At 62.3% G+C, this 13,625-nt stretch carries 8 protein-coding genes and 1 pseudogene; 4 read left to right on the plus strand and 5 right to left on the minus strand.

Annotation, left to right across the window (positions count from 1 at the left end; translation table 11 throughout):
* Positions 1 to 12: 12 nt before the first annotated feature.
* The 3 genes from K290_RS0121855 (at position 13) to K290_RS0121865 (ending at position 5,785) form a co-directional block, all read left to right on the plus strand.
* Positions 13 to 1,407, plus strand: a complete 1,395-nt coding sequence (locus tag K290_RS0121855) for a cytochrome P450 (RefSeq protein ID WP_028753845.1) — start codon at positions 13 to 15, stop codon at positions 1,405 to 1,407.
* A gap of 87 nt (positions 1,408 to 1,494) precedes the next feature.
* Entirely contained in the window at positions 1,495 to 3,498 is a 2,004-nt protein-coding gene (locus tag K290_RS0121860; protein ID WP_028753846.1) for a hydantoinase/oxoprolinase N-terminal domain-containing protein, read from the plus strand.
* 118 nt (positions 3,499 to 3,616) lie between these two features.
* Positions 3,617 to 5,785, plus strand: a complete 2,169-nt coding sequence (locus tag K290_RS0121865; RefSeq protein ID WP_028753847.1) for a malate synthase G — start codon at positions 3,617 to 3,619, stop codon at positions 5,783 to 5,785.
* Positions 5,786 to 6,049: 264 nt separating this feature from the next.
* On the opposite strand, the gene K290_RS0121870 is transcribed toward K290_RS0121865, so the two are convergent.
* Positions 6,050 to 6,724 carry a L,D-transpeptidase gene (locus tag K290_RS0121870; RefSeq protein ID WP_028753848.1) on the minus strand — a complete coding sequence of 225 codons (675 nt, stop codon included), beginning with the start codon at positions 6,722 to 6,724 and terminating at the stop codon, positions 6,050 to 6,052.
* A gap of 181 nt (positions 6,725 to 6,905) precedes the next feature.
* On the opposite strand from K290_RS0121870, the pseudogene K290_RS34760 reads away from it, so the two are divergent.
* Positions 6,906 to 7,382, plus strand: a pseudogene (locus K290_RS34760) (MmcB family DNA repair protein); the annotation flags it as partial.
* 212 nt (positions 7,383 to 7,594) lie between these two features.
* Here the strand turns inward: K290_RS34760 and K290_RS0121880 are convergent.
* The 4 genes from K290_RS0121880 to lhpI form a co-directional block, all read right to left on the minus strand.
* Positions 7,595 to 8,182 (minus strand): ActR/PrrA/RegA family redox response regulator transcription factor, encoded by a 588-nt coding sequence (locus K290_RS0121880; protein ID WP_028753849.1) that lies wholly within the window; start codon positions 8,180 to 8,182, stop codon positions 7,595 to 7,597.
* 128 nt (positions 8,183 to 8,310) lie between these two features.
* Complete coding sequence (locus K290_RS0121885) at positions 8,311 to 9,618, minus strand: ActS/PrrB/RegB family redox-sensitive histidine kinase (RefSeq protein WP_028753850.1); 1,308 nt, start codon at positions 9,616 to 9,618, stop codon at positions 8,311 to 8,313.
* Positions 9,619 to 9,650: 32 nt separating this feature from the next.
* Positions 9,651 to 12,119, minus strand: coding sequence for an ATP-dependent helicase HrpB (gene hrpB, locus K290_RS0121890; protein ID WP_028753851.1), 2,469 nt, complete (start codon positions 12,117 to 12,119; stop codon positions 9,651 to 9,653).
* Between the two features lie 5 nt (positions 12,120 to 12,124).
* Positions 12,125 to 13,075, minus strand: a complete 951-nt coding sequence (gene lhpI / locus K290_RS0121895; protein WP_028753852.1) for a bifunctional Delta(1)-pyrroline-2-carboxylate/Delta(1)-piperideine-2-carboxylate reductase — start codon at positions 13,073 to 13,075, stop codon at positions 12,125 to 12,127.
* Between the last annotated feature and the right edge of the window lie 550 nt (positions 13,076 to 13,625).

Raw genomic sequence — 13,625 nt, forward strand, 5'->3', positions numbered from 1 at the left:
AGATTTGATCCCATGGACATGATCCCGGAAGCCTTCTCTCCGCCAGCCCCGACACCGCGCACCGTCCCGCCGTCGCGACTGACGATCATCCGCACCATCCTGCGCAATCCGCTGGAATTATGGGGCGAGCCTTCCTACACGTTGCCGTGGATCATGACGCGCTTCTTTCGCGAGCGCACGCTGATCGTCAACGATCCCGGCCTGATCAAGCATGTGTTGGTCGATAATGCCTCCAATTACCGCATGTCGGATATCCGCCAGCTCGTGCTCCGGCCGATCTTGCGCGACGGGCTGCTGACGGCGGAAGGCCAGGTCTGGAAGCGCTCGCGCAAGGCTGTGGCGCCAGTCTTCACGCCGCGCCACGCCCAGGGCTTTGCCGGCCAGATGCTGAGCCAGAGCGAAGCCTATGTTCAAAAATATGAGGACGCCGGCAGCGACGGCAAGGTTTTCGACATCGCCATCGATATGACCGAGCTTACCTTCGCTATCCTCGCCGAAACGCTGTTTTCCGGCGAGATCGTCACTGAAAGCGGCCATTTCGCCGACGACGTCAATCAGCTTCTGCATCGCATGGGCCGCGTCGACCCGATGGACCTTCTGCGCGCCCCTTCCTGGGTGCCACGCCTGACCCGCATCGGCGGCCAGAAGGTGCTCGACAAGTTTCGTGGCATCGTCCGCAAGACGATGGATCTTCGTCTCGACAAGATGCGCAGGGATCGCGCCAGCGCCCCCGACGATTTCCTGACGCTGCTGTTGGAAAAGGCCGGCCCCGACGGCCTGACCATGGAGGAGATCGAGGACAATATCCTCACCTTCATCGGCGCCGGTCATGAGACGACCGCGAGGGCGCTGGCCTGGACGGTCTATTGCGTCGCCAATACGCCGCATATCCGCGACGCCATGGAAGCGGAAATCGATCAGGTGCTCGCGACCGGCGCAGAACCCGTCGCCTGGCTCGACCTGATGCCGAATGTCCGTGCCGCCTTCGAGGAGGCAATGCGCCTCTATCCGCCGGCGCCGTCCATCAATCGCGCTTCGATTGCCGATGACGAATGGACAAGCCCAAGCGGGGAGCGTGTCGAGATCCCGGCCGATATCACCGTGCTGATCATGCCGTGGACGCTGCATCGCCATGCGCTTTATTGGGACAAGCCGCGCGCCTTCATGCCCGAACGCTTCCTTCCGGAAAATCGCGGCAAGATCAATCGCTTCCAGTATCTGCCCTTCGGCGCCGGCCCGCGCGTCTGCATCGGCGCGACCTTCGCCCTGCAGGAAGCCGTCATCGCCCTTGCCGTCATGATGCACCGCTTCCGCTTCGATGTGACCGCCGAGACCAATCCCTGGCCGGTGCAGAAACTGACGACACAGCCGCAAGGCGGGCTGCCGATGCGGGTGACCAGGCGGTAGAATTGTTTTTGCCGCTTCGCAGCTAGCGGATCAGGCGGGAAGGGTGCAATAACAACATCACTCCCGTTTAAAAGGTTAGATATCAGCGTGACATCTCATTTCCTGCTCGGCATCGATACCGGTGGAACCTATACCGATGCCGTTCTCTTCCATGAAACCGATGGCGTTATCGCCAAGGCGAAATCGCTGACCACGCGGCATGATTTGGCCGTCGGCATTGGCGGTGCCGTCGATGCGGTCATCGCCAAGGCTGCCATCCCGGTTTCGGCGATCGGCTTGGTATCGCTGTCGACGACGCTCGCCACCAATGCGCTGGTCGAAGGGCAGGGCGGCCGCGCCGGGCTGGTGATGATCGGCTTTGGTCCCGATGATCTGAAGCGTGACGGCCTCGCCGAAGCGCTGGGGTCCGATCCGGTGCTGTTCCTGCCCGGTGGGCACAACGTTCATGGCAACGAGAACCCGCTCGATCTGAGCGCCCTGGAAGAGGCGTTGGCGGAGCTTTCGAAGAGTGTTTCGTCCTTCGCGATCGCCGGTTATTTCGCCGTGCGGAATCCGGCTCATGAAATCCGCGTGCGGGATCGAATCCGCGAGATTTCCCATCTGCCGGTCACCTGCAGCCATGAACTCTCCTCCAAACTCGGCGGCCCGCGCCGGGCACTGACGACGCTTCTGAATGCCCGGCTGGTGTCGATGATCGACCGCCTGGTCGGCGCCTGCGAGGGATTTCTTGCCACGCGCGGCATCGCGGCTCCGATGATGGTCGTGCGCGGCGACGGTGCGCTGATCTCCGCCGCGGAAGCCAAGCTCCGTCCGATCGAGACCATCCTCTCCGGACCTGCGGCGAGTCTTGTCGGCGCGCGCTATCTCACCGGTCTTGACGACGCTGTGGTGTCGGACATCGGCGGCACCACCACCGATGTCGCTGTCATGGAGGCCGGCCGGCCGCGGCTCGATGCCGATGGCGCTGTGGTCGGCGGTTATCGCACCATGGTCGAAGCGGTCGCCATGCGCACCTATGGTCTCGGCGGCGATTCCGAGGTGAAGATAAACGACCGCGGCCTTGTCGCCGCCTTCGAACTCGGACCGCGGCGCCTGCTGCCGCTAAGCCTTGTTGCGCATATGCATGGCGAAGCGGTGCTTGGCGTGCTGGAGCAGCAGTTGCGCGCACCGCACCTTGGCCGCAATGTCGGCCGCTTTGCCGTGCGCACCGGCGTACCGGATCATCTCGCAAGCGGCTTGCTGCCGTTGGAGCGGGCCTTATTCGACAAAATCGGCTCGGTGCCCTTGCCGCTCGATCAGCTTTTGACATCGACACCGCTGAAAGCGACCCTGGATCGCCTGGTCGCGCGCGGCCTCGTGCATCTCAGCGGTCTCACGCCATCAGACGCCATGCATGTGCTCGGTCGGCAAAATCAATGGAATGCGGAAGCGGCTCGGCTGGGTCTGGCGCTGGCAATGCGGATGAAGGATGGTTCCGGTCGTTCGCTTGCCGCATCGGTGGAGGAACTGGCGCAAAAGATTGTCGATCGCCTGACCCGCCAGTCCGCCGATGTCATCCTCGCAGCCTGCCTCGCCGAAGATGGCGTCACTCATCTCGATCCGACCAAATCGATTTCCATCGACCGCGCGCTTCGCCGCACAACGGGCATCGCCCGGTTTGCCGTTTCGCTCGATCGTCCTCTGGTCGGGCTCGGCGCTTCCGCCCCCGTTTATTACCCAGCCATTGCCGCGATGCTGGCGAGTGAGAGCGCCATTCCCGGCGATTCGGATGTGGCCAATGCAATCGGCGCCGTCGTCGGTCAAGTTCGCGCCAGCGCCACAGTGTTCGTCACCATGCCTGAGGATGGCATCTATGTGCTGAACGGCGCAGGCGAAACCTTGCGATTTACCGACGAGCAAAAGACCTTTTCTCTTGCGCGAGAGAGGGCAATCGAGGTGGCGATGGCGCAAGCGCGGCTGAATGGCGCTGCCGATCCCGTCATCGCCGTAGACGAACAGATCGACGCGCCGGAAATCGAGGGCAATCGCAAGCTGGTCGAGGCCCGCTTCATTGCCACGGCCAGCGGTCGCCCGCGCATCGCCGCGGATTGATTTTTTCAAAAAATGCACAAATCTTTCGAACTATTGCCAAATTGACGGAGAGCGCAACCGTCCGCAAACTGGCAGCATGTAAGAATTGAGCCGTAGGACGGCCTGAGGAGTGATTGGTATGAGCCGCATTGACAAAAACGGGCTTCAGATCGAACCGGTGCTTTATGATTTCCTGATCAAGGAAGCCCTGCCGGGGTCCGGTGTCGACCCAGATACCTTCTTTGCCGGCTTCTCGGCGATCATGCACGACCTTGCTCCGAGAAACCGCGATCTGCTCGCCAAACGCGATCGCATGCAAGCTGCCTTGGACGATTGGTACCGCAAGAACGGCGCACCCGTGGATATGGCCGCCTACGAAGCTTTCCTGCGTGAGATCGGCTACATCATTCCGGAAGGCCCGGCCTTCTCAGTCTCGACCGCCAATGTCGACCCGGAGATCGCCTCCATCGCCGGCCCGCAGCTCGTCGTTCCCGTCATGAACGCCCGCTATGCGCTGAACGCCGCCAATGCGCGCTGGGGTTCGCTCTATGACGCGCTCTACGGGACCGACGCGATTCCCGAGACCGACGGCGCCGAAAAGGGCAGGGGCTATAATCCGAAGCGTGGCGAAAAGGTCATCGCCTGGGTGCGCGATTTTCTCGATACTGCCGCGCCGCTTGCTAGCGCGAGCTGGAAGGATGTCGCCGGCTTCGCCATCCAGGGCGGCACATTGGCGATCGAAAGCAAGAAAGGTGCCGCCGCTCTTGCCGATGCTGGGCATTTCGCCGGTTATCTCGGCGACCCCGGCGCGCCCTCGCATATTCTGCTGAAGAATAACGGCATCCACATCGAGATCGTCATCGACGCCGGCACCGCTATCGGCAAGGCCGATCCGGCTGCCATTTCCGATGTCCGCCTGGAATCGGCAATCACCACCATCATGGACTGTGAAGATTCGATCGCTGCCGTCGATGCCGAGGACAAGGCCGAGGTCTATCGCAACTGGCTTGGCCTGATGAAGGGCGACCTGACGGAAGAAGTTTCGAAGGGCGGCAAGACTTTCACCCGCCACCTCAATCCGGATGTGACCTACACGGCGCCCGATGGCTCGAGCTTCGAGCTGCATTGCCGCTCGCTGATGCTGGTGCGCAATGTCGGTCATCTTATGACCAATCCCGCGATCCTCGACCGCGACGGCTACGAAGTGCCTGAGGGCATCATGGACGCCATGATCACCGCCTTGATCGCGCTATACGATATCGGTCCGAATGGCCGCCGCAAGAATTCCCGCGCCGGCTCGATGTATGTCGTCAAGCCGAAGATGCATGGGCCGGAGGAAGTGGCCTTTGCCGTCGAGATCTTCTCGCGCGTCGAAGATGTGCTCGGCATGCCGCGCAATACCATCAAGATGGGCATCATGGACGAGGAGCGCCGCACCACGGTCAACCTCAAGGAGGCGATCCGCGCCGCCAGCGAACGCGTCGTCTTCATCAATACAGGCTTCCTCGACCGCACCGGCGATGAAATCCATACCTCGATGGAGGCCGGCCCGATGATCCGCAAGGGCGACATGAAACAGGCGGTCTGGATCACGGCTTACGAAAACTGGAATGTCGATATCGGCCTGGAATGCGGCCTTTCCGGCCATGCGCAGATCGGCAAGGGCATGTGGGCCATGCCCGATCTGATGGCGGCGATGCTGGAGCAGAAGATCGCCCATCCGAAGGCCGGCGCCAACACCGCCTGGGTGCCGTCGCCGACGGCTGCGACCCTGCATGCGACCCATTACCACCGCGTCAACGTCGCCAAGGTGCAGCAAGCCTTGAAAAGCCGCGCGCGTGCCAAACTTTCCGATATTCTGTCCGTACCGATCGCCCCGCGCCCGAACTGGACGCCGGAGGAAATCCAGCGCGAGATCGATAACAACAGCCAAGGGATACTCGGCTATGTCGTTCGCTGGGTCGATCAGGGCGTCGGCTGCTCCAAGGTGCCCGATATCAACAATATCGGGCTGATGGAGGATCGCGCCACCCTGCGCATCTCGGCGCAACATATGGCCAACTGGCTGCATCACAAGGTCATCACCGAAGCGCAGATCGTCGAGACCATGAAGCGCATGGCCGCCGTCGTCGACGAGCAGAACGCCGGCGACCCGCTCTACAGACCGATGGCCGGCAATTTCGACGGCTCCGTGGCCTTCCAAGCCGCCCTCGACCTCGTGCTCAAGGGCCGCGAGCAGCCGAACGGCTACACCGAACCGGTCTTGCATCGCCGCCGTATCGAACTCAAGGCGAAGCAGGCGGGGTGAACCCTTCTCTCCATCAGAGGCCACCCCGAGCCTTCGAGGCCTTGTCGCCTGCGCTAGCGCTTCGACGGCAAGGCACCTCAGGATGAGGTGGAGAGACTCCTGCGGCTAGGGGAAAAGATCAGCCCTCATCCTGAGGTGCGCAGCCGAAGGCGGAGCCTCGAAGGGCGAGGGCGGGTGGGGCGGTATAGCATCGCCTCGTTTCCCCAAACAAAAAGCCGCCGGGCAACGATCCAGACGCCTTTTGAATCTCGACAATATCAGCGATTACTGGATCACCACGACCTTGGTGCTATGGCCCGGCAGAACGCGGTTGTAGAGGTCGATGACGTCCTGGTTCATCAGGCGGATGCAGCCCGAGGAAGCGGCGGTGCCGATCGAAGCCCATTCCGGCGTGCCGTGCAGGCGGAACAGCGTGTCCTGGCCCTTCTCATTGTAGAGATACATAGCGCGGGCGCCGAGCGGATTCTCAAGGCCCGGGTTCATGCCGTCGTCGACATACTTGGCGATTTCCGGACGACGGACCGCCATTTCCTTCGGCGGATGCCAGCTCGGCCATTCTTGCTTCCAGGCAACGTATGCCGTGCCCGACCATGCGAAGCCCTGCTTGCCGACGCCGATGCCGTAGCGCATGGCTTCGTTGTTGCCCAAGATGTAATAAAGATGGCGCTCGCGGGTGTTGACGATGATCGTGCCCGCAGCTTCGTCAGACTTGTAAGCAACGATCTGGCGGCGGAACTGCGGCTTTACCTTCTGGATCGGGATCGCCGGCAGTTGGAAGCCGTTGTCGCTCGTGACGCCGTAATCATTATCGAACGTCTTGATGGTGTCGGAGGCGGAGTTGGCGGTAGCGGTCGGCGTGGCTGCGGCAGTGGTGGCATAACCAGCCGTGGCAAGCGTTGCGACAAGGCCGAGTGCAGTCATAGCATTGCGGATGCGCATGGAAGTCTCTTGGTGAGTTGTGACAGGGAATGGGATGGTATCGACCATCTTTGACTATGGTTTATTTTCTATTAAATTTAGCTTTGCAAGCTGGTGTGAGGCGACAAAAATAGCTCCGCCGCGCAAATTAAAGGGACATGGTTTTTTTGCAACAACGCTTGTTCGGTCCCCGAGGCAATTCATGACGATTTTGAGTGTTTACAATAACAATCCGTTAATCGACGGTCGGCAGTCAGAACGGGCGATGCTTGTACGCAGGGGCGTGCAGCTATTACTGCACGAGATGCGCCATGCCGTCTTGCCGGAACTGCCGCTTGCCAGCGGCCGTCGCGCCGACCTCATCACCCTTTCCGAAAAAGGCGAGATCTGGATCATCGAGATCAAATCCTCGATCGAGGATTTTCGCGTCGACCGCAAATGGCCGGACTACCGCCTGCACTGCGATCGCCTGTTCTTCGCAACGCACAAGGATGTGCCGCTCGATATCTTTCCGGAAGATTGCGGGCTTTTCCTGTCGGATGGATACGGTGCACACATGATCCGCGAAGCACCGGAACATCGCCTGTCGCCGGCCACGCGTAAATCGGTGACGCTGAACTTCTCCCGCGCGGCCGCCCAACGGCTGATGCTGGCCGAGTGGGCGACGGGAAAGGATTTTGCCTTCTCCCCTCGGGGGTCCGAAGGACAGGTCGAGACCGGCGGCTCGACCCCGGTTGGTGCCCGCCCTTCGATCAACTCAGGGGCGGACGAGGGGGGCGAGGAGCTTTAGCTTCGAGCGCCCGGAACGTAAGCGACGGGCAGCCCGAGGGTGCAACGTCCCCTCAACCCGCGCCTACCGCGACCTTCTCCACGGAGGGGCGAAGGTGTTCCTTATTTCGGCGCGCGCTTGGCGAGAATGCGTTGCAGTGTGCGGCGATGCATGTTGAGACGGCGGGCCGTCTCGGAGACGTTGCGCTCGCACATTTCATAGACGCGTTGGATATGCTCCCAGCGCACCCGATCGGCCGACATCGGATTTTCCGGCACTTCGGCCTTTTCGCCTGGCCGCTGCGTCAGCGCCGCATAGACGTCGTCGGCATCGGCGGGCTTGGCAAGATAATCGAGGGCGCCGAGCTTCACGGCGGTGACGGCCGTGGCGATATTGCCGTAGCCGGTCAGCACCACGATATGCGTATCGTCGCGTCTTTGCCGGATCGCCTCGATGACGTCCAGGCCGGTGCCATCCCCTAGGCGGAGATCGACCACGGCATATTTCGGCGGATTGGTCTTGGATTTGGCAACGCCTTCCGCCACCGATTCCGCCGTGTCGACCGCAAAGCCGCGCGTCTCCATGGCGCGCGCCAGCCGGCGCAGAAAGGGTCCGTCGTCATCGACGATCAGCAATGTCGCGTCGGGGCCGATATGGTCCTCAATGTCCTTGGCCCCCGCATGAGGGTCGGTGAGCTCTTTATCCGTCATCATGTTCAATCCCGGCGACAAACCGCCTGCATAGTCCTACTGACTTCAGCATGATCGTATCCGAAAACCGTGGCGCAGTTTTCGGATACGATCGTTGCTCTAACGACCGGTGTTTTAAGCCGTGAAATTCATTTTGTCGAATTACTGTCGATTAACATGCGCGGCCATTCGACACGGATGCGCGCACCCGGCGTTTCCGGATCGCGATTGCCGAAGGTAAGCACCGCACCCGACCGCTCCAGCAGGGTTTTGGCGATGAACAGGCCGAGACCGAGGCCACCCGCCGTATCGTCGCGCTGCCGTGTCGTGACGTAGGGCTCGCCGATCCGCGTCAAGATATCGGCAGAATAACCGTTGCCGTCGTCCTCGATGACGATCGTCAGCGTATTGGGGTCGTATTCGACCGTGACGGTCACTTTCTTTCGCGCGTAGTCGACGGCATTTTCAATGAGATTGCCAAGCCCGTACATGATACCGGCGTTGCGGTTCAGCACGGGCTCGCCCACCCGCGGGCTTTTTTCGATCAGCTCCAGCTTGATGCCGAATTCCCGGTGCGGCGCGATGATCTCCTCCATCATCGATGACAGCGCCAGCCGCCGCATATGCGCCTCGTCCTCGGAGGAGAGCGTCGTCAGTCGCCGCAGGATGTCGCGGCATCGTTCGCTCTGGCTGCGCAGCAGCGCAACATCCTCGCGGAAGCGGTCGTCCTGGCTGAGCTCGCGCTCCATCTCCTTGGCGACGACGCTGATCGTCGCCAGCGGCGTGCCGAGCTCGTGGGCGGCGGCAGCGGCGAGCCCGTCGAGCTGCGACAGATGCTTTTCCCGCTGCAGCACCAGCTCCGTTGCCGACAATGCGTCGGCAAGCTGCGTCGCCTCCATGGAAACGCGGTAGGCATAGAAGGCGGCAAAGGCCATGGTGGAAGCAATCGAACACCAGACGCCGAGCTGCATCACGCTATGAACATTGATCTCAATGCCGTCATACCAGGGCAACGGAAACGGCGAGAAGGCAAGGCCGGTGATGCAGATCATCGCCAGCACGATCAGCGCCATGCTGTAGCGGATCGGCTGCGAAGCGAAGGAAATGATGACGGGCACGCAAACCAGCGCCGAAAAGGGATTGGCGAGCCCGCCGGTGATCAGCAGCAACGCGCAAAGCTGGAGAAGATCGAGGCCGAGCAGCGCAAAGGCCGCCGGCGGCTCAAGCCGGTGCGTCGGCGGATAACGCAGTGTCAGGAAGAAGTTGATCCAGGCAAGGCAGGCGATCAAGACGCAGCAGGCCAGCAGCGGCACGGCAAATTTCAGCCAGAAGGCGACGATCATCACCGTCACCGTCTGACCGCCCACCGCAAGCCAGCGCAGCCGCACCAGCGTCTGCAGCCTGAGCCGACGGCTGGTATGGTGATCGTCCTGCGCCTTGGCGTCCGCGTCCGCCATTTTGTCCAATCCTCTGAAGAAACGGGCCATATTCAGGTACCACGCGGCTTGGCTCTTGTCGTCGGCAAAGCATCCGCCGGATTCTCCGGCCAGGGATGCCTGGGATAGCGCCCGCGCATATCGGCGCGCACGTCTTTCCATGAGCCCGCCCAGAAGCCGGGCAGATCGCGCGTCGTCTGGATCGGCCGGTGTGCCGGCGAGGTCAGTTCCAGCACCAATGGCAGCCGCCCACCGGCGACGGCCGGATGCTGCTTGAGGCCGAAAAGCTCCTGGACGCGGATCGTCAGCAGCGGTTCCTCGCCTTCATATAGGATCGGATGGCGTTGGCCGGTCGGCGCTTCGAAATGCGTCGGCGCCATCCGCCCGAGGTCGCGCTGCAGCTCATGCGGTACCAATGACATCAGTCCGTTGGAAATCCCGCCTGCCGCGATGTCGGAAAAGCCGCGCGCGTCGGCCTGAAATGGCGTGAACCATTCGTCCAGCCGCGCAAGCAGCGCTTCGTCGCTCATATCGGGCCATGGCTCTCCGATCGTCCGGTGCAGGAAGCCGATCCGCTCGCGCAATTGCGTCGCCTCTTTCGAAAAGGGCAGGACGGCGAGCCCCAGCTCGCGGATGCCGTCGGCCAGCGCCTTCGCCGCCCGCTCGCCCGATGGTCGAGGCAAGGGGGTCTCCTCGAAGACGATCGCCCCGAGCCGCGTCACGCGCCGCGCCCGCACCTGCCGGCTGGTCTTGTCGAACAGGCTCTGGTCTTCGGTGCGGATTTCTCCCGGCAGATGCTCCTCGACATCAGCACGCGCAATTTCCGCCGCTGCCAAGATACGGCCTTGCGCCGCCCGGCCCGTCAGGTCGGCAATGACAAGCATTTGCGAACCGGCGAGGCGCTCCGTCTCCGGCAATTCGGCGCCGCGCCCGTTCGCCATGACGAAGCGTCCGCGGCCGCCGCGCTGCAGGGCGATGCGATCGGGGAAAGCATGCAGCAGCAATGAGCCGGCCAGGACCTGTACTCCTGCGTCCACAGCCTTGCTCCCGCCTGTCGCCATCGCCAGCCTCCCGGCCAGCCGGCGCGACGCTTCGGCGCGTTCACCCTTTTCCGCCTTGAACCGCCGCAGGCGCTCTTCCAGATCGATGCTCTGCCCGCCGAGCCCCTGTTCCGTCAGCAATACGGCGAGCATCGCCGCCTCACGTGCCTGGCCGAACTCCGCTGCTGAAATCACCATGGCCGCTAGCCGCGGCGGCAGAGCCAGATCGCGCATCAGCCTGCCGTGCGCCGTCAGCCCGTTCTCAGTGTCCAGCGCCCCCAATTGCCGCAACAGCCCGCGCGCCTCGCTCAGTGTCGTCGCCGGCGGCTGATCGACAAAGGCAAGCGCGGCTGGGTCCTGCACGCCCCAATGGGCAAGATCGAGCGCCAGCCCGGAAAGATCGCTGGAGAGAATCTGTGGCGGCGTGAAGGCCGGCAGCGCCGCCGTCTGGCCGGGATGCCACAATCGGATTGCAATACCGGGCTCGGTTCGCCCCGCGCGGCCGGCGCGCTGGTCGGCGGAAGCCCGCGACACCCGCACCGTCTCCAGCCGGGTGATGCCAGTCGAGGCCTCGAAAACAGGCAGCCGCTGCAGACCGCTGTCGATGACGATGCACACCCCGTCGATGGTGATCGAGGTTTCAGCGATCGACGTCGCCAGCACGATCTTCCGCGTGCCCTTGAGCGCCGGACGGATCGCTGCGTCCTGCTCCTTCTGGCCGAGATTGCCGTAAAGCGGCGCGATTACTGTCTCCGGCGCTAATCGGCCCTCGAGCCTTTCCACAGTGCGGGTGATTTCCGCCTGTCCAGGCAGGAAGGCCAGGATCGACCCCTGTTCCGTTGCATGTGCGTCGAGAATCGCCCGTGTCACCGTATCCTCGATCCGCTCGCCGGCCGGCCGGTCCTGATGGCGGATGTCGATCGGGAAGCTGCGGCCCATGCTTTCGATGACCGGCGGACGCCCGAGCAAAGCGGCGACGCGTTCGACATCGAGAGTTGCCGACATCACGAGGATGCGCAGATCCTCGCGGAGCGCCGATTGCACGTCCAGAGCCAGTGCCAGGCCGAAATCCGCGTCCAGCGAGCGTTCGTGGAATTCGTCGAAGATGACCGTGGAGACGCCGGATAGTTCGGGATCGTCGAGGATCATCCGCGCGAACACGCCTTCGGTCACCACCTCGATCCGCGTCCTCGCCGATACGCGATTGTCCAGCCGCATGCGATAGCCGACGGTGTCGCCCACCTGCTCATTGAGCAGCGAGGCCATACGCGCCGCCGCGGCCCTTGCCGCGAGCCGCCGCGGCTCCAATAGGATGATTCTGCCGTCGCCACGCCAGCCCTGACCCAGCAGATAAAGCGGCACTAGCGTCGTCTTGCCCGCGCCGGGAGGTGCTGACAAAACCGCGCGCCGCTCGTCCGCGAGCGCCGCGCCGATATTGGCGAGCACGTGGGAGACCGGCAGTTCGGGCAGCCAGGGTGTCATGCGCGTCACGCCCCGTTGCCCCGCGCATGTTCATAGGCGAGGATCGCGCCGGCCAGATCTTCGAGCGCCGCACCTACGGATTTGAAGAGGGTTATATCGTCGTCATTGGTACGCCCCGGCCGCGTCCCGCGGACAAGTTCGCTGAGCTCCGCGTGGATCGCATCTTCCGTCAGCACGCCGCTTTTCAGCGGCTGCACGATATCGCCGGCTTCCTTCATGGCTCCGGCGCGCGTATCGACGAAGACCTGTGCCCGCCGGATCGAGATGTCGTCGGTCTCCCGCATATCCGGCTTGAAGCCGCCGACAAGATCGAGATGTGCCCCGGGCTTCAGCCATTCCCCCTTTATGACCGGCGTGCTCGACAGCGTGCCGCAGGAGATGATGTCGGCGCTGTGGGCGGCCGCTTCCAGATCGGTGATTGCTTCTACGTTCAAACCAAACACACGCGCTTCGTCCGCCACCTGCTGTGCCTTGCCGCGATCGCGGCCCCAGACGCCGATCCGCTTCAGCTCCCGTCCTTCGGCATGCGCCTGGATCAGGTTGAGGGACAGCCGCCCCGTGCCGCAGACGAGCAGTTCTTCCGCATCTGCGCGCGCGAGGTAGCGCGCCGCGAGCGCCGAGGTTGCCGCGGTGCGCCGCGCCGTGAGTTCGCCGCCGTCGATCGCCGCCAGCATCTCGCCGGTTCTGCCGGAGGAAAGCAGATAGGTTCCGAAGATTGCCGGCAGCCCACGCTCGGCATTATCAGGGAAAACCGAAACCATCTTCACGCCCATATATTGCCCCGGCAGCCAGGCGGGCATCAGCAGCAGCGTCGCATCGCTTTCGCCGGGCACCTCCATATCGTGGTGATGTCGCACCGGCATGACGCAGCTGCCGGCAAACATCGTGGCGATCGCCTCGATCAGCGCCGGCCAGGCAAGCGCTGTACGTGTCTGCTCTTCGTTAAGGACCAACATTATCAGCTCCTTCATTGCTTAAGCTCTCTATTAGGTCCTGGGCGATAAACTGGCAATTAGCGGCAAAGGCACCGGTTCGAAGCTGGGCTTGAAGCTGGCTTCGGGCTCCATTTCCTCCGTGAAGACGGGAATCTCCGAAAACCCGTAAAATGAATCCGGAAAAGGCCCCTCAAGCGGGCGATTTTCCCGAAAAGTTTTATACATTGAAAAATCCCCCAGTAAAATCAGCTAGTTACAAAAATGTCAGAATTTTTACAGTGAGGGTGTTGACTATGTTCGGGTGTGGGGTCTATAAGCCCGATCACTGACGAGGGCGGCGGCGCTGCTGGCGACGAAGTCTCTCGCTCTAGAGTTTCCTGGATTGGCTGCGATGCTGATTGGTGGTTCTGAGCTTAGGTGCTTGGGCTTGAGGGAGCGGTATTCGACCGGGATGACTGGTCTGTTATTTGACAATTGAAGAATGGAAGAAAGAGAAACGTGGGCGGCGGAGCTTGCGGGATCTGAAGAGATTTGGATCCTTTGAAAGAGACTTTGACGGTCACGTTTATCA

The sequence above is a fragment of the Rhizobium leucaenae USDA 9039 genome (assembly GCF_000426285.1).
Taxonomy (GTDB): domain Bacteria; phylum Pseudomonadota; class Alphaproteobacteria; order Rhizobiales; family Rhizobiaceae; genus Rhizobium; species Rhizobium leucaenae.